Consider the following 17,779-nt stretch of genomic DNA (forward strand, 5'->3'; position numbering starts at 1 on the left):
GCGATAACCCCGATTCTTTCCGTAAGCGTTTTAAATTTGTAGATAAGCTAACGTTTTGGACAAGCATATTTCTCATAACAATACCTCTCTAAAAAATGTGGCGTATTAAGCACAAATTTTAAACGAAGAGCATCGCAGCTTTGAAGTAAGGCGAAAACGTCTTGAGGAATTAGACCGGCAAAATAAATTGTAACTATTTCTGAAAAAGGTTCTTTTTCCGGTATTTCAGATTAAAAGAATCCAAGCTGTTTGCCGACGGGCGGATTTTTGGGATTGGCCTTGCCTTCCTCAAGAGCGATATTTGGGATGCCGCTTAAAAACGGGGAACGTTCCTGCGGATCGGTCAAAAGCAAAAGCTCGTCCTGCGCGCGTGTCATTCCCACATAAAAAAGCCGCCGTTCCTCGCTCAGGTCGCATGTGTGTTTTTCGTTTTGCAGGGGAATCGTGCCGTCCGTTACACCACAAAGGAACACCACCGGATATTCGAGTCCCTTGGAAGCGTGCAGCGTCATCAGCGTAACAGCGTCAGGGGAATAGACCTTCGCGCCGCTGCGCGTAATATCGCCCTCGCTGCCAAGCGAAAGGTTTTGCAGGAACGCGGGCATCCTGTCATAAAAAAGTGCGGTATTTTGCAGGCGTTCCATGCAGTTTAAATGCTCGCCCAAACCGTTATCCTCCATCCATTGCCCAATCAGCTCGTCCGGCTTTGTGTTGCGGACAAGCGGCGCATATTTTTCAAGCAGGCCGGCGAGACCTTCCATATTGCCAAGGCCGCGTATGAGGTCAATCGCGGAAGCAATATTCTGCTTCCCCGCAGTATACTGCAAAAGCAGCTCCTGCGCCGCTACGGGCGGGACGCTTGCCGCTTTGAGGCAGGTGGTGAGCGATACGCTGTCCCTGGGATCGCACAGAAAGCGGAAAAAGGAAAGCGCACTACGCACCCTGCGGTCAGACAGGGAATCATCCCTGCCCGTTACCACATAAGGAATGCCTTCCTTTTTCAGGCAATCCTCGATGATTTCAGACTGGCGGTGCGTGCGGTACAGGACGGCGATCTCAGAAAAGCCGCGCACCCTTTCCCCACGTTTTTTGGAAGAGGAGTGTGCGTCCAGCATGTCCACGCCGCCGACCATACGGTTGATCTCTTTGGCGATAAAAAGCGCTTCGGAAAACGGGGATTCAGCTGTCAAAAGGCGTACCTTTGCGCTGTCCGCACGGTTTGCCTGCAGGAAGGCTTCGTCGTGGCCCAGCACAGGCAAAGCCGCTCTCAGGATTTGAGGAGTGGAGCGGTAATTCTGCGTCAGGCGTATTTCGCGCACTGATGAAAAATCGCGGCGCAGCCTGTCAAAGCAATGCGCATCCGAGCCGCGGAAGCCATAAATGGCCTGGTCCGGATCGCCGATCACAAAGATAGCGTCGCTCTTTTTCCCCCATTGCCTGATCAGGCGGTACTGAACCGCGTTGATATCCTGGAATTCATCCACCAGAAGCTGGGAAAAACGCGGCAGCAGGGCCTCGCATTTTTGATCGCCGCTTTCAAATTTTTCGAGCGCCTGAAGCAGGATATCGTCATAATCAACTGTGTGGTATTTTTCAAGCTGGGCTTGGTATGCTTCAAAAACCACTTGTGGAATCACTGCGCTTTCGAGTGAAACCTGTCCGTTTTTGATCCTCGAAATCTCCTGCATGGCGTCGCGCACAGCAACGGTACAGTTGCACGCGCGCAGTACATCCGCGAGGATGGAAAGCGCCTCGTGGGGATCTATGATTGTGACGTTTTTATTCCATTCCGAAAGCTGTTTCAGGCAGATGGAATGAAAGGTTCCGATATTCATGGCTTTCACAAGGCGTTTGTCATTAAAATGTTCCTGCAGGCGTTCGCGCATCTCGCCGGCAGCCTTATTGGTAAATGTAACTGCGGTGATGGCGGACGGATCTACGCCGCGTTCTTCCACAAGGTAAGCGACGCGGTACACCAGCGTGCGCGTTTTACCGGTGCCGGGGCCTGCGAGCACTGCTGTTACGGTATCCGTGGCGCTTACGCCCTGCCACTGCCCGTCGTTAAGCCCATAAAGCGTCTTCGCGTCACAGGCGGGATGGGAAGGAACACTTTGCACAGGGCTTGAAGGTGTAACCGGTTTTGGAAGCCCGGCAAAAGAAGCGTCCTTGCGTTTGGCTTTTTCTTCTTTTTCAAACAGGCTTATCTGTCCTGCAAAACGGCTTACGTCGTCCTTGTTCATGACAAGGATTTTGCCATATTCGCCGTCATAACCAGGATGGATTTCCACTTCGTGGCAGCGCAGGCGGCGGATGCCCTCCGCAATACCCGGGCCCGCCTTGCGGCTGATCTCCTCAAGCGGCGCATCCCGTAAAATAAAAAGCTCCGGTCCCAGCTCTTTGATGATATCTTCATAGGCTGCCTTTACTTTTTTGCTGGCAGTGGTCATCCCCATGGACGAGGCGACGACCTCGGGCAATGGAACGATGCTTTCAAAGTGCTTGTGCCGTTCCGGGATGTAGCCGGGCTCGCGGTCGGCAAGCTCCACTACGCGGTGCAGCACGCCAACGGTGATCCTGCGCCCGCAAACCGGGCATTTCCCCCCGGCGGCAATCGTTTCCTCCGGCGTCAGGCAAATTTTGCAGTTCCGGTGTCCGTCGTTATGGTATTTACCCTCTTCAGGGAAAAATTCAAGCGTGCCGTAAAATTCGTCGGTATCGTGATTTTGAAGCGCCGCTGCGATTGCGGGATAGGAAAGCTCCGTATTGAAAAGGTTTGCTTCGCGCGCAAGGTTGGCGGGCGAATGCGCGTCTGAATTCGATACCATTGTATAAGAATCGAGCGCGGACAGCCGCCAGTTCATTGGCGGATCAGAGGACAGCCCGGTTTCGAGCGCGTGAATATGCGGCGTCAGATCCGAAAAACAGTCTTCAATGCGGTCAAAACCCGAGTAAGCGCCAAACAGTGAAAAGTGCGGCGTCCAGATATGCGCGGGAATAAAAATGGCGTCAGGGCAGATTTCAAGCGTGATCTCCAGAAGGTCATGGCTGGAAAGGCCCAATATCGGCCTGCCGTCAGAGTGCAGGTTTCCCACCAGTTCGAGCCGGTGTGCAAGCGCTTCCGATGCCTCGATAGAAGGGAGAAGAATCACATTATGCACTTTGCGGACTTTACCGTCCTGCTTGTAGATAGAGCTGATTTCACCTGAAATAATAAAGCGCGGTTTTGCATCTCCGCCTACAGTCTCTTTCAGCCTGTGCTCATCCTTTAAAACATACAGACCTTCCTCCTGTGGAGTTAGCTTTTCTTTCAGCTCGTCCCGCCAGGCGGGGTGTGTAAAATCGCCGGTGCCAATCAGGTCAAGCCCCTTGCGCCGCGCCCATAAATCCAGATATTCAGGCACGCATTCTTTACTCGTAGCCCTGGAATATTTGGAATGAGTATGCAAATCAGCGATAAACATGGTTTTTCTCCGTTTCATTTGGATATTCTTTTCTTTATGATAGCACAAAAAGGCGGCGGCATACAAAAAAGGAGTTCAATTTTTTGCAGGTTGGACGCAAAAGGAACAGCCGCCGGCATTGGCAGATGCCGACGGCTGTACACACGGAGTATCAAACAAGAAAAAGACACGCGCTGCGCGCCGATTCCGTCCGAACGAAATAATAGATTACCGAATAGGTATGCTTTATGCCTTCAAAAAACGATCTAGTCAGCCTCGTTTTCCTTAACGGCAAAGTGCTCGCAATGGCGCCTTTCCCCTGTCAGCAGTTCGGGGGCAATATCCCCATAAATCTGGCAGGAACGAAGCTCCGGCATTCCCGGAGCAAAGGAAAGCACTCCATAATGCACGCAGGTATAACACAGCACATTTTCCTCGTTGACATAATTTTGCTTGATCTGTATTCCCATTGTGCGTTATTCTCCTTTCGGTCAATCTTTATTATATCTTGTTTATGGACAGAATTACAAGCTCTGGTCACAAATTTTAAAGAATTTTTATTGTTTGTTGACAAAAACAAATCTGTCGTATATACTAAAGACAAATAATTCTTCTGATTTAACGACAGATTTGAAAAACGTGTGAACACACGGTAATAACGCCGGTTGGCGTATAAAAGAAACAAAACGGTTATATAACAGGCTTGAATCAGATTACAGGAAAGAAGGTGGAAACAATGAAGCGGCTGACAGACTCGGAATGGATCATTTTAAACGCACTTTGGGATAGGAAGCCCCAGTCCATGAAGCAGATTGTTGCAGCGGTGAAAGAGCAGGGAAGCGTAACGTGGGGATATAAGACCTATCACACTTATTTGCGCAACATGTGCGAGAAGGGCCTGATTACCTCGGAGGAGCGGAACCTGAAGGATAAGCTGTATTCTGCCGCGGTATCGAGGGAAGAGGCTATGAAGGCGGAATCGGACAGCATCGTTACACGCAGCAACTATTTTGGATCGGTTGGGCGGCTGGTGCTCACCATGGCGGAAAATAACCAGTTGACACAGGAGGACAGGGAAGAGCTTGTAAAGCTTGCCAAAATGCTGGAAGGCGGAGGAAAGTAATATGGATGCGAAAGTGGTAGAAATACTCGTTGAATCCTCGATACTTTTTTCTCTCCTGTTTTTGGGAATTATGCTCATCCGCAGACTGTTTCAAAAGAAAATGTCTGTCTTTTTCCAGTATGCGCTTTGGGCGGTCGTCCTGCTGAAGCTGATGATACCGGTTGGCATACCGGCACAGGCAAGCCCGTGGAACGCTCTTAACGATACGCTGCCGCAGGCAGTACTTCAGGATGACGGGATTACGGTGCAGCCATTGGAGAAACCGGATCCGGCGGTTCAAAACGATGCGCCTGCAGCACCGGAAGCGCTGGCAGCAGATGGTTTACAGGACGTGTGGGAGGCGCAGCCGCCTGCGCCTGCAGCACCGGAAGAAGGAACGGAGCGCCAGCTTATTTCTACCCCAAGGCTGCTTGTGGTGATCTGGATTGCAGGAATAGCGGCGGTTGGGCTGTGGCTTATGCTTGGCGTGGTCAACCTCAAACGCAATATCAAAAGAAGCGCTGCGCCTGTACCAAATTGGGTGCGGGAGGAATTTGTCGACTGCAAAAAGCGGCTTGGCATCAAGCGGAAGGTCAGGCTTGTAATGCAGGATGCAATCAGCGTCCCCTGCCTGATCGGCATAGCCGCGCCGTGTCTGGTATTGCCCGCTGGCCTGATGCGGGACAAAGAGAAGGTGCGTGGGATATTGACGCACGAGCTGACACATTTCAGGCATTTTGACAATATCATCAATTTGCTGCTTAATATTCTGAATACAATTTACTGGTTCCATCCGCTTGTGTGGCTTGCATTTGGAAAAATACGCAGGGACATGGAATATTGTTGTGACAAAAGCGTCCTGCGCGTATTGGGCGAGGGAGTACGGCCTTCCTATATCGATACGGTGCTTACCTATGCGGGGAGCAAAGGCCAGCCGGCCTACCAAATTACAATGGGCCTTGCAAGTCCTGTAAAAACGATGCGGGAACGCATCGAGGCAATGTTCCGGACGGAGAAAAAGACAAAAAAGGGAGCGGCGGCAGTTGCGCTGTTACTGATTGCAGTCCTTGGTTTTGCCTGCTTTACAACGGCGTGCGCGCCAATTACGGAATCGATCGCGCAGGCTGTGGATACAGCTGATGAAAGCCGTATGGCAGATGCTTCGCAACAGGTCGGCGTTGACGGAAAAATTTATACGCCAAAGGCGGATACGCTCAGCGTGTTGCTGCTTGGTGTGGATTCGGACGGCAGCGAGGCAAAGCAAGCGCAGGGAGAGCGCAGCGACATGATGCTGCTTTTGACGGCGGATATGGCTGCAAATACCATCAGCCTGACCTCGCTTCCGCGGGATACGCGTACGAACGTGCACGAAGTAGACCTTGAAACGGGGGAGATCAAAGAAAAGTCATGGATGACAAAGCTGAACCATGCCTATAACCGTGGGGGAGGTCAGGAAAAGTTTGGCGCGAAAAACGCAATGCGCGCCACGCAGGACCTCCTTTCGTGCGAAGGCAGGCTCAGCATTCCGATTGACTATTATGTCTCGATCGACCTTGGACATTTGGCGGAGCTTACGGATGCGCTGGGCGGGGTAGAGGTGACGCTCGACCAGGATTTTTCCGGTCTTGGAAGCAAGGGAGATACCCTGACGCTGAACGGAGACCAGGCGAGGGTTTATCTGCAAAACCGTAAACAGATGGACGACGGAGAGATGGACAGGCAACGCCACGAGCGGAGCTTTATGACGGCTATACTCGGTCGAATCAGGGAAATGGGGGCAGCGCAGTCAGTGGCAAGGCTGTTTACGCAGCTTGGCGATACGGTAAAAACGAACCTTACGCTGGAACAGGCAGTTGCGCTTGCAGGCGTTGCAGACCGGGCCGCGCAGGTCGACCAGTATGGGATGACCGAAACAAGCGCAAGCTGGCAAATGCAGCATGACGAGCTTATGGGCATGGGCCTCGATTTCTTTGTGATGGACGAACAGGAATTGCTGCATAGGATGCTGGGACTGTATTATACGGAGACTGGAAATGAGGAAAGCCCGGTTCCGGCGTTGTCTGCGGAGGAACAACCGCTTTCTGATTTGGAGAAAGAAAATGTCGATTATGTTTTGAAATATAAACCGAAGGAAAGCGTTGCATACGGAATGGCGCAAATTATTTCCGAACGCGGGATGAAAGCGCCCGCCTCCTTCACCGCTTTATTTGACGCGGTCGCCGCAAAAGAAGAATCGGTTGCTTCCGAATGGGGTGCGAACGATATTCCGCATTACTTTGAATATTTTACAGAGGAAAGCTTTGACGGAATAGCGGCGCTAACTGAGGAATACGGGCGACAAAAAGAGGAATCGATCCTTAACAGGCTGTATGGAATTTCGATTGCCGGGGTAAATAATTGTTTGCCCGGGGAATTGACGCAGGCGCAGGCAAAGGAGAGGATCATACAACTGGCATGGGATCTCTTTGGATGGGATATCAGTAAGGAAAATCTTGCCGTATCCTATACGCCCGGCCCGCAGGGCGAGGATGATAACCCTGATACGTGGGAAACGACGGCGCTTTCCGACGGAACAAATTTATCCATGCGTATTACGGCAGACAAAGGAAGTCTTGTTGCGTACAGCAGCGATGCGGGATATGAAAACTGGGAATTGACGGGAAGCGCGAACCCATACAGCGAGAAGGAAGACGTACGGGCAGCGGTTCAAGAGGAATATGGGGAAAAAGCAAAGGATTTTATAGAAAAAAATGGTCTGATGAAGGAAACGGCGATTACGGAATATAAACCGAATGTGTTTTTTTCAAAGGGCCGTACGGCTGGTATGGTAGAGGTCTGGATCGGAACGGAAGACGACAAGGAAGGGACATACCAGTATCGCCTGGATTATTCGATCGGGCAGGAATTGCCCTACTATATAAGAATATGCGCTTAGGTGGGATATCAAACGGCCGTGGGATTTCCCACGGCCGTTTGTTTATCAAAGCAGTTCGCCATATCTTCGCACAAATTTGTTTTTGAGCAGGGTTACAAGCAGCATATACAACACGAGCGTGATAAGCAGCAGCGGGAAATAGACTGCCGGCATGGGCAGCAGGCCGATTGCCCCGCCGATGGGCGTATAGGGGATAATCGTTCCGATTGCGATACCGATGGTGGTCAGCAGGGTAAGCTGCCAGGATGCGCGGCTCTTGACAAACGGGATGTGCGGCGTGCGGATCATGTGGATAACAAGCGTCTGCGACCACAGCGATTCCACAAACCAGCCCGCGTGGAACAATGCGGTAAAGCCCTCCTGACCGGCCTCTCCAAGTGTGTGGTATGCTCCGCCGAATACCATTGGGCAAATCAGGAAATACATCGCAAGATAGGTCGTAATATCAAAAACCGAGCTTGACGGGCCGATCCATACCATAAATTTGCTGATGGAGGACGCGTCCCATTGCCGTGGAACCCTGAGGTAATCCTCATCCACATTATCCCATGGGATGGCAAGGCAGGAAACGTCGTAAATCAGGTTCAGCAGCAAAATCTGCACCGGAGTCATGGGGAGGAAGGGCAGGAACGCGCTTGCAGCCAGAACCGAAAACATATTTCCAAAATTGGAGCTTGCCGTCATTTTAATATATTTGATGATATTGGCATATGTTTTGCGCCCTTCGATCACGCCTTCCTCCAGCACCATCAGGTCTTTTTCGAGCAAAATGATGTTGGCGGATTCCTTGGCAATATCCACAGCCGTATCCACGGAAATACCCACATCCGCTTCGCGCATGGCTGCCGCGTCGTTGATGCCGTCGCCCATAAAGCCTACGGTGTGGCCCTTTGCACGCAACGCCGCGACGATACGTGCCTTTTGCTGCGGGGACAGCTTTGCAAATACGTGTACGCCTTCCACGATGGACTCCAGTTCGCCGTCGTCCATCCTTTCCACATCCGCGCCTGACAGGATGTGCTTTGCGGGTATGCCGACCTTGCTGCAAATGTATTTCGTGACCGCGTCGTTATCTCCGGTTAGAACCTTTACATCCACCCCGTATTCATGGAGCGCCCGCAGCGCGCGCTTTGTGCTTTCCTTGGGTGGATCGAGAAACGCGAGAAAACCGATGAGCACCATGTCCGATTCGTCGGCAACGGAAAACGCTCCGGCAGGCGCGGGATTGGTCTTATGTGCAATACCAAGGACGCGCATTCCGTCCGCATTGTATTTTTCCACGGTTTTCAGGATTTCCGTACGGATTTCATCCGTCATCGGCTCCACCCTGCCGTCAAATTCGGCATAAGCGCACACGCTGAGCATTTCCTCAATCGCGCCTTTGGTGATGAGCTGCGTTTTCTGGTTTTTGTCTTCCACCACAACGCTCATACGGCGGCGCGCAAAGTCAAAAGGAATTTCGTCTACCTTGTGATAGTTGCGGATAAGCCCTTCCATGCCCTGTTCCTCCGCATGGCTTACAATCGCCGCGTCCATCAGGTTGCGAAGGCCGGTCTGGTGATAGCTGTTGAGAAAGCCGTGGCGCAGTACGCGGGGATCTTCGTTGCCGTGAATATCGAGCGAATACTCCAGTACCACCTTATCCTGCGTAAGCGTGCCTGTTTTATCCGTACAGAGCACGTCCATCGCGCCGAAGTTCTGGATCGCGTGCAGGTCTTTTACGATCACCTTCTTTTTGGACATTGCAACCGCGCCTTTCGCAAGGTTGGCGGAAACGATCATGGGCAGCATTTCGGGAGTGAGGCCCACCGCAACAGAGATTGCGAACAGGAACGCCTGCATCCAGTCGCCCTTGGTAAAACCATTCAAAAAAAGTACGACGGGAACCATCACCAGCATAAAGCGGATGAGGATCCACGAGACAGAGTTAACGCCTTTTTCAAAGCTGGTTTTAGGTTTTTTTTCAGTGAGCTGATGGGCGAGCGAACCAAACAGCGTATCGTCGCCCACGGCGACCACAATGGCGCTTGCGCTGCCGCTTACGACGTTGCTCCCCATAAACGCAAGGTTATCCGCCCCAAGGACGTCCGTAACCTCTCCCTTAAGCGCCCGGCCAAATTTTTCTACCGGTTCGCTTTCGCCGGTCAGCGAGGACTGGCTTACAAACAGGTCTTTTGCCTGTAATATACGTACGTCGGCGGGTATCATGTCTCCTGCCGCAAGACGCACCACGTCGCCCACCACGATTTCATCGAGAGGGATTTCGGTTTCAACTCCCCCGCGTATGGCGGCTGTCGTCGTCTCTACCAGTTCGCTCAGTTTCTCTGCTGATTTTTCAGAGCGGGTTTCCTGCACAAACTGCAGCGTCCCGCTGATCAGCACCATTGCCAGCACGATAATCACGGAAACAGCGTCCTTATCGCCGGGGGCGGCCATTACAACGTCCGTCACAAACGAAATGACGGCGAGCACAAGCAGCACCACGGTAAACGGATTGATGAACGCTTTAAACAGACGCTTTAAGAGCGAATCGCCGTTTTGATAGGTGATACGGTTTTCACCGTATTTGCCGCGCATTTTTTCCACGCGCTCCGGTGAAAAGCCTTCATAGGTATTGGAATATTTTTTGAGTACGCTGTCCTGGCTTTGCACCGCGGCTGCAAGCAGCCGTTTTTTTGCCTGCTGCACGCCGGGGCTTTCCTGGATCAGGTTCTTTTTGATCATGTTCATTGGCCGAAACCTCCTTTTCCGGTTTCTGCCCGGCGTTGCTGATAAACAGACACACCGGGCAAAGGTTCGTTTCAAGAAAAGGGCGTATGGCCGGAGAGGTTATAAAATGCGCTTCTCCCGGGCGCGAAAAGCGGAGATGAGCCGCAGCCGCGCCGCAGGAAATAACACTGGTATCATTCGCCCCCCGGGGCCCTTGCCGTTGTTACTTCGTTCAATATCCACTTTTCTCACCCCCTGACGCTTCAAAAATGCGGGATGGAAACTGTGTCCATCCGTATGAATCGATCCTTCCGGCAGGCCAACCAAAAAATCCCTGCCCAAGCAAGAACGCTTTTGGCAGGGATTTCTCCACAATCAAAACAACACTGTATGCACTACCGTTCAAGCTTCAGCTTCGCAGGGCGATGTAATTGCGTTAGTCTATGCCTTGGTTTCGACATAAACTGCTGGCCCTCTCATAGTGTCTCCACTACTCCGCGGCAGCAATCCGTATCCCTGCGGTAACCTCACCTACCGAAATATTCAATTCCGAAACCCAGTATAGCGATCATTTGCTTTTTTGTCAAATTTCCATCCGTACCGGCCCGGCGCAAAGGATTTTTGCCTTCCTTGTTGTAAACAAAATCTATTTGCGGTAAGATATCTAATGTAATAATAAACACAATAAGCGGAGGCGGAACATGAAATTTGCGGATAAAATGCAAGTGTTCGACATGAACATTTTTTCCAAACTGGAGGATAAAAAAGCGGAGATCGCAAAAAGCGGCAGGGAGGTCATTAATCTCTCGGTGGGCACGCCGGATTTTAAGCCGGACGGTCATGTGATCGCAGCGCTTAAGGAAGCTGCGGGCGTTGCGGATAATTTTAAATATTCGCTTGCGGACCTGCCGGAGTTGATCGACGCAGTGATCGCGTGGTATGCAAGGCGCTATGGCGTTACGCTCGAAAGAGATCAGGTGATGTCTGTGTACGGCACGCAGGAAGGGATGGCGCATGTGGCGCTGCCCATCTGCAATCCGGGTGACCTTGTGATCGCCCCGGATCCATGTTACCCTGTTTTTATGTTCGGGCCGCGTATGGCGGAGGCGGAAATCTATTATACGCCGCTCAAAAAGGAGAACGGATTCCTCATCGATTTTGACAGTATCCCGCAGGACGTGGCACAGCGGACGAAAATGATCGTGGTGTCTTATCCAAACAACCCTGTTACCGCGCTTGCTACCTTTGAATTTTATGAAAAACTCGTGGCATGGGCCAAAAAATACGATGTGGTCGTCGTGCATGACAACGCTTATTCCGAGCTTGTGATGGACGAGGAGCCGGGGATGTCCTTTTTGAAGGTTCCGGGTGCAATGGATGTGGGTATCGAGTTTAATTCGCTGTCCAAATCGTATAACCTGACGGGCCTTCGGATTTCGTTTGCCATGGGAAATACGGAAATCATACGGAATTTCCGCTGCCTGCGTTCGCAGATCGATTATGGCATTTCCTTTCCGGTGCAAAAGGCCGCGATTGCGGCACTTAACGGTCCGCAGGATATTTTGGAGCGAAACAGGAAGGGATACCGCGAGCGCCGCGACGCGCTGTGCGGAGGGCTCAGGAGCATTGGCTGGGACGTGCCCGATTCGCCGGGAACGATGTTTGTATGGGCGCCGCTGCCCAGTGGCTATGATAAATCATTCGATTTTGTGTTGGAATTGATGGAAAAAACGGGCGTGATCTGCGTGCCGGGCGAAAGCTTTGGGCCTGCGGGCGAGGGATTCGTACGGTTTGCGCTTGTGGCGGGCGTGCCTACAATAGAAAAAGCGGTCAGGCTGATTGCGGAAAGCGGAATCGTTCGATAATTTGTAATAAAGTTGGAGTTGGTTGGAATTGAAGGAGCAGATAGAGTATATCTGTTCTTTTTTTGTAAAAATTGCAATAAAACACAAGTTTTAATGTTGCAATACAATGCAAATGTGGTATAATAACAATAGAAAAGGTTGGAGTTGATTGGAATTATGAAAAAATTAACGCAGGAAAGAAGAAATGAAATCGCCCAAAAGCTGCTTCTTGACGGGAAGGTAAGCGCTTCCGCGCTCGCAGAAGAATATGGCGTTTCGGCGGAGACAATCCGCAAGGATATGATTTACCTCGAGGAAAACGGCATTGCCAAAAAGGGCTACGGCGGCGCTGTGGTTGCAACAGAGCTGATGGAACCGAGCTTTCTTGAGAAGTCCGTTAAGCATCAGGATAAAAAGGCTGCGATCGCGGGAAAGGCCGCGGAGCTTGTGGCGGACGGCAGCACAGTGCTGCTTGATAACGGCAGTACAGTGCTTGCGATTGCAAAGCAGCTCATTTTGAAAAAGGATATTACGGTGTTCACCAACTCGATCAAGGTTGCACAGGTGCTCATCGATTCAGGCGTGAAGGTCTATCTGCTGGGAGGCGAGATGCGTCATACGAGCAACGCCGTCGTGGGCAGCTGGACGCTGAGGGCGCTCGCAGAGATCAGGGCGGATATTGCATTTTTAGGGACGAGCGGATTTATGGGCCGCAAAGGGCCGTGTATCGAAAATTTCCAGGAAAGCGACGTAAAACAGGCGATGATGAAAAGCGCAAACCGTGTGATTGTCGTTGCGGACAGCAGCAAAGCGTCGAGCGATTCCATGATACAGTTCGGAACGTGGGAGGAAATGGACGCTCTTGTCACAGACAGCGATATCGATCCGGCGGTCATAAAAGAACTGGAAAAAAAGACGGAAATCATACTGGCATAAGGAGAAGCATTTGGAACAGAAGGGAATTGTTTTCGGGATACAGCATTTTTCGATTCATGACGGCCCGGGAATCCGTACGACGGTTTTCCTGAAAGGCTGCAATATGAATTGCGCGTGGTGCCATAACCCGGAGAGTATCGCAAAAAAACCGACGCTTGCCTATACGGACAGCAAATGTATCCGGTGCGGGGACTGCGTGCGGGTTTGCCCGCAGGTGCACAGTATCAGGGATGGAATCCATAAGATAGACAGAAGTAAGTGCACTTGCTGCGGAAGATGCGTGCAGGCCTGCTGCAAGGGGGCCCTTTCCATAATGGGCGAAGAAATGGATGCAGGCGAGGTGATCGGGGAGGCCTTAAGGGATAAACGTTACTTTGAAAAAAGCGGGGGCGGGATCACGATCTCCGGCGGAGAGCCGATGTGTCAGGCGGCGTTCACAAAAGCCCTGTGCAAAAAGGCAAAGGAAGAGGGCGTCAGTACTGCAATCGAGACAAATGGGTACGCGGATTTTTCGGAATATGAAAAGCTGCTTCCTTACGCAGACCTGTTCCTGATCGATTATAAGCTGACGGACGACGCAAAGCACAAGAAATTTACGGGCGTATCGGGGAAAAGGATACTGGAAAACCTGAAACACTTTTGCATGGCGGGAAAGCCGGTGATCCTGAGGTGCCCGGTCATACCGGGCGTCAACGATACGGATGGTCATTTCAAGGCAATCGCGTTGCTTACGAGGCAGTATCATAACATATTGGGCTTTGAACTGATGCCCTACCATAAGCTGGGAATGTCAAAGGCAAAGCGTATCGGCGAGGAAGGCTACGAGGAATTTGAGGTTCCTGACGCCAGTACGGTGGAAAGCTGGACGGAACGGGTTTGTTCCTTCGGCGGGAGAATTTATGAAGCAGATGGTCTGGAGGTTAAAAAACATGAGCGACAGAATTGAACAAATGAGAAAAAACATAGACGCATTAAATGACGCGGGGGTTAGAAGCACTTATTTTTATCCAATGGTTTACGAATCGCTTCAGCAGACGAAGGGCGAGCCGACGCAGATCAGGAGGGCGAAGGCAATCGCGCACCTGATGGATGAATCGCCCATCGAGGTGTTGCCATACGAGCTTCTTGCGGGAACGATGGCAGCCTTTTGCCCGGTTGCGAAAAACGTTCCGCCTTATGAGGAAACCAGGAAGGAAGCGGTACAGATTATAGAGGATTACCTGCGGCAAAAGAAACAGGGAACCGCGCAGGAAACGGTGAAAACAGGGGAGATCAAAACCTTCGAAGCGGACTTCACAACAAAGAAAAGCCGTTGGGCATTGATGAGCCGCGTACACCACGACGCAAATATAGATTACAGCGACCTGCAGAAGCTGATTGCGGAAATGCAGGAGCAGTTTAAAGACGAGGACATCGAAAAATATGAGATCGGCAGGGAGCTGGAGCGCAGCTTTAAGATCGATTACGGCAAGGGCGTGCGCGAGGAAATAGACGCGCTGCCATGGTTTGCCGCCAATCATCTGAGCCTGAACTATGGAAGGATTGTGGAGCAGGGGCTTGGCGCGACGAAAAAGAGAATCGTGGAAAAGCTGGGCGAAGCCAAAGACGAAGAGAAAAAAGAATATTATAACGCGGCGCTGATTACGGTAGAAAGCGTTATACGCTACATCATGCGCTATGCGGACGAGCTCAAAAAGCAGAGCAAAAATGAAATGCACAGCAAAGAGCGCAGGCAGGAGCTTGCAGCAATGGCGGAAATCTGTGCAAAGGTTTCGACAGAAAAAGCGGATACCTTTTATGAGGGCGTACAGCTTGTATGGCTGCTGCACATGGTGCAGAGCATATGCTGGGGCTCGGCGCTTTCCTTTGGGCGGTTTGACCAGTATCTGGCGGGGCTTTATGAAAACGATATCAAAAACGGCACGATTACAAAGGATCAGGCAAAGGAAATCCTGTGCTGTATGTGGCTTAAGGTAAATGAACCGCGCATGAGAACCGTGCAGAGCCTGACAGTCGGCGGAATTACGCCGGACGGAAAGGATGCGGCAAACAGCCTGACACGCCTGTGCCTTGAGGTCGTCAGGGAAATGAAGCTTCCGTATCCAAATGTGGGCGCGCGTATCAATAAGCTCAATCCGGAATGGCTGTACGATGAAATCGTGGATTCCATCCGCGCTGGCGGCGGACAGCCGATGATTATGAACGACGACGTTTGGATTGCGGCGCTCCGGCGTCTTGGCTATGAGGACAAATACGCCAACGATTATTACAACATGGGATGTGTGGAAATCATGATTCCCGGCAAGCAGCCAAACTGGGGCGTGACAGATCCGATCGCATTCCCGATGCTGATAGAAGATATCTTTACAAAATACAGGCAGGGAAGCCTGAAACTCGATACGTTTGAGGATTTTTATGCAGCTTATGTGGACGAACTCAAAGCTGCTGTCGTCGCGGACAGGAAGGAAGCGCAGGGCAAGATCGAAAACATGGCGGGCAGGTGCTTTGATCCGTTTGCGTCGCTTCTCATCGACGGCTGCATCGAGAACGGAAAGGATATGTTCCAGGGCGGCAGCGAGATCGGCACGCACTGGTCGGTATACGCGTACGGGCTGGGCACTGCGGCGGACGCAATGGCAGCCGTGAAAAAGTTTGTATACGACGACAAAACGGTTTCAATCGCGCAAATGTCGCAAGCGCTTGAGCATAATTTTGAAGGATACGAAAAGCTGCAGGCCTTCCTCGACACCAAAACGCCGAGCTATGGAAACGACAAGGACGACGTAGACCTGCTTGCAAAGGATATGCTGCTGAAATTTACGGACATCGTCTTTGACCAGAACGAGCCTGGAAGCAGGGACAAATACGTTTCGACGTTGTTTGGATATTTTTTCCACATCTATCACGGAGAGATCACAGGCGCAACGCCCAACGGCAGGAGAAGAGGGGAAACCTTCAGCGACAGCATGGGGCCATCGCAGGGTAAGGACGTAAGCGGGCCGACAAGGATGCTCAATTCCGTTCTCAAGCTTAACCACGACGAGGTGACGGGCGGTTATGCTTTGAACCTCAAGATCAATCCGGAGCTTGTGCGCGACGGCGTGGGTATCAATGCGTTAAAGACGCTTGTAAAATCATACATTGAGGGTGGCGGCCCGCAGCTGCAGGTGAATTTTGTGGATGTGGAATCGCTTAAAAAAGCGAAGACCGAGCCGGAGAAATACAGGAACCTTATCGTGAGAATCGGCGGTTACTGCGAATATTTTGTAAATCTTGACGGATCTCTGCAGGATGAGATCATTACAAGGACAATACACGGACTGTAATAAGGAAGGAAACGGGAATGAAAGTAAAAGCGGTTAGATTATATGGGAAAAAGGATTTACGGTTTGAGGAATTCGACCTGCGGGACATCGGCCCGGATGAAATCCTTGCTAAGGTACTCACAGACAGCCTTTGCATGTCAAGCTACAAAGCAATGTTGCAGGCAAGCGATCACAGGTGCATTCCGGACGATATCGACAAAAACCCTGTCATCATGGGACACGAGCTTTCAGGCGTAATCGTAGAGGTTGGCGATCATCTCAAAGGGGCCTACAGCGTGGGAGATACCTTTGCGGTGCAGGCGAAGATGTATTTTGGAGAGCGAATCACATCGCCGGGATATTCCTATACGGAATACGGCGGAAATGCAACCCATATTATTGTCCCTGCGGAAGTCATAGAAGGCGGATACATCCTGAAATACGACGGGGACGCACACTTTAAAGCATCCGTGGCAGAACCGATTTCCTGCCTGATTTCAGCGCTCACCTCGGCTTATCACCTTGCGGAAAACAATAAGGATCACATTATGGGACTGAAGCAGGGCGGAAACATGGCGATCCTTGCAGGCTGCGGCCCGATGGGGCTTGGCGCGGCGGAGCTTGCGATGAATATGAAGCAAAAGCCGAAGCGCCTTGTAATTACAGACATTGACGAGAATCGCGTCCAGCGGGCTAAGAAGGTATTGAAGCCACAGAACGGCGTGGAGCTTATTTTTGCGAATACCGCAGGAAAGGAAAATGAAGCGGAGTTCTTAAAGGGGCTTACAGGCGGCGAAGGGTTTGACGATGTGCTGATCATGGCGCCTGTGCCGGCGGTAATCGAAACAGCGGATAAAATCGCAGGGCTCGATAGCTGCCTTAACTTCTTTGCAGGTCCCACAAAGAAAGATTTTTACGCGAATATCAACTTCTATGACGTGCATTACAACTATAAGCACATCATCGGGACATCCGGAGGGGATCTCACCGATATGAAAGAGGCTGTGCGTATGATCGAAACGAATACGATTGATCCTTCGATCCTGATCACACATATTGGAGGACTCAACAGCGCGGCTGAGGCGACGCTCAACCTGCCGCAGATTCCGGGCGGCAAAAAGCTGATTTACTGCAACATTGACCTTCCTTTGACAGCGATTGACGAATTTGAGGAAAAAGGAAAAAGTGATCCGCTGTTTCAGGCGCTGCACGAAATCTGCAGCCGGAATTCCATGCTGTGGAATAAGGAAGCGGAGGACTATCTTCTCGCACACGGAAAAGATATTATGCAATGAGACGCCCGGACGGCGATTAAATTAAAAAAACGGCAGCGGTTCTCTCCAACCGGACAAGTATGTTGAAAAGCAAAGGAGAAACAGAGCATAAAAAAGACAGGCGGAAAGCCACCTGTCTTTTTTTGGTTGTTATTTTTATGAATAAGTTTAACGGAAGGAAAGCGGACAGTGCATGGCAGAGAACAACGGTTTATAACCCGTCTTGCCATCTGA

Annotated in this window: 10 protein-coding genes and 1 riboswitch; of the genes, 7 read left to right on the forward strand and 3 right to left on the reverse strand. The window is 51.2% G+C overall.

Going from position 1 to position 17,779, the window contains the following annotated elements:
• Positions 1–230: 230 nt before the first annotated feature.
• Positions 231–3,461 carry a UvrD-helicase domain-containing protein gene (locus ACS5WU_RS06135; protein WP_413815487.1) on the reverse strand — a complete coding sequence of 1,077 codons (3,231 nt, stop codon included), beginning with the start codon at positions 3,459–3,461 and terminating at the stop codon, positions 231–233.
• A 245-nt stretch (positions 3,462–3,706) separates the two neighbouring features.
• The gene (locus tag ACS5WU_RS06140; RefSeq protein WP_046444829.1) at positions 3,707–3,910 is read right to left on the reverse strand and encodes a hypothetical protein; all 204 of its coding nucleotides are present in this window, start codon (positions 3,908–3,910) and stop codon (positions 3,707–3,709) included.
• 233 nt (positions 3,911–4,143) lie between these two features.
• Between ACS5WU_RS06140 and ACS5WU_RS06145 the strand changes: the two genes are divergently transcribed.
• Both ACS5WU_RS06145 and ACS5WU_RS06150 read left to right on the forward strand, forming a co-directional pair.
• Complete coding sequence (locus ACS5WU_RS06145) at positions 4,144–4,563, forward strand: BlaI/MecI/CopY family transcriptional regulator (RefSeq protein WP_307756864.1); 420 nt, start codon at positions 4,144–4,146, stop codon at positions 4,561–4,563.
• 1 nt (position 4,564) lies between these two features.
• Positions 4,565–7,477 (forward strand): M56 family metallopeptidase, encoded by a 2,913-nt coding sequence (locus tag ACS5WU_RS06150; RefSeq protein WP_465089011.1) that lies wholly within the window; start codon positions 4,565–4,567, stop codon positions 7,475–7,477.
• Positions 7,478–7,522: 45 nt separating this feature from the next.
• Here the strand turns inward: ACS5WU_RS06150 and mgtA are convergent, their stop codons facing one another.
• Positions 7,523–10,207: a magnesium-translocating P-type ATPase gene (gene mgtA, locus ACS5WU_RS06155; protein ID WP_302760159.1), complete on the reverse strand. Its 2,685-nt coding sequence runs from the start codon at positions 10,205–10,207 to the stop codon at positions 7,523–7,525.
• A gap of 368 nt (positions 10,208–10,575) precedes the next feature.
• Positions 10,576–10,732: riboswitch (M-box (ykoK) riboswitch) on the reverse strand.
• Positions 10,733–10,887: 155 nt separating this feature from the next.
• On the opposite strand from mgtA, the gene ACS5WU_RS06160 reads away from it, so the two are divergent.
• The 5 genes from ACS5WU_RS06160 (at position 10,888) to ACS5WU_RS06180 (ending at position 17,566) form a co-directional block, all read left to right on the forward strand.
• Positions 10,888–12,051: an aminotransferase class I/II-fold pyridoxal phosphate-dependent enzyme gene (locus ACS5WU_RS06160; protein ID WP_465089012.1), complete on the forward strand. Its 1,164-nt coding sequence runs from the start codon at positions 10,888–10,890 to the stop codon at positions 12,049–12,051.
• Positions 12,052–12,207: 156 nt separating this feature from the next.
• Positions 12,208–12,966, forward strand: coding sequence for a DeoR/GlpR family DNA-binding transcription regulator (locus ACS5WU_RS06165; protein ID WP_046444833.1), 759 nt, complete (start codon positions 12,208–12,210; stop codon positions 12,964–12,966).
• Between the two features lie 10 nt (positions 12,967–12,976).
• Positions 12,977–13,912: a glycyl-radical enzyme activating protein gene (locus ACS5WU_RS06170; RefSeq protein ID WP_059108986.1), complete on the forward strand. Its 936-nt coding sequence runs from the start codon at positions 12,977–12,979 to the stop codon at positions 13,910–13,912.
• Complete coding sequence (locus tag ACS5WU_RS06175) at positions 13,896–16,292, forward strand: pyruvate formate lyase family protein (RefSeq protein ID WP_302760161.1); 2,397 nt, start codon at positions 13,896–13,898, stop codon at positions 16,290–16,292. The genes ACS5WU_RS06170 and ACS5WU_RS06175 overlap by 17 nt, the downstream gene beginning before the upstream one ends.
• A gap of 17 nt (positions 16,293–16,309) precedes the next feature.
• Positions 16,310–17,566, forward strand: coding sequence for a zinc-binding dehydrogenase (locus ACS5WU_RS06180; RefSeq protein WP_059108988.1), 1,257 nt, complete (start codon positions 16,310–16,312; stop codon positions 17,564–17,566).
• The last annotated feature ends 213 nt before the right edge of the window (positions 17,567–17,779 follow it).

Source organism: Christensenella sp. KGMB01412 (assembly GCF_055522415.1).

Coding starts and splice junctions, on each gene's coding strand:
- ACS5WU_RS06135 (WP_413815487.1), bottom strand. CDS start 3,461: ATGTTTATCGCTGATTTGCATACTCATTCCAAATATTCCAGGGCTACG.
- ACS5WU_RS06140 (WP_046444829.1), bottom strand. CDS start 3,910: ATGGGAATACAGATCAAGCAAAATTATGTCAACGAGGAAAATGTGCTG.
- ACS5WU_RS06150 (WP_465089011.1), top strand. CDS start 4,565: ATGGATGCGAAAGTGGTAGAAATACTCGTTGAATCCTCGATACTTTTT.
- mgtA (WP_302760159.1), bottom strand. CDS start 10,207: ATGAACATGATCAAAAAGAACCTGATCCAGGAAAGCCCCGGCGTGCAG.
- ACS5WU_RS06160 (WP_465089012.1), top strand. CDS start 10,888: ATGAAATTTGCGGATAAAATGCAAGTGTTCGACATGAACATTTTTTCC.
- ACS5WU_RS06165 (WP_046444833.1), top strand. CDS start 12,208: ATGAAAAAATTAACGCAGGAAAGAAGAAATGAAATCGCCCAAAAGCTG.
- ACS5WU_RS06175 (WP_302760161.1), top strand. CDS start 13,896: ATGAGCGACAGAATTGAACAAATGAGAAAAAACATAGACGCATTAAAT.
- ACS5WU_RS06180 (WP_059108988.1), top strand. CDS start 16,310: ATGAAAGTAAAAGCGGTTAGATTATATGGGAAAAAGGATTTACGGTTT.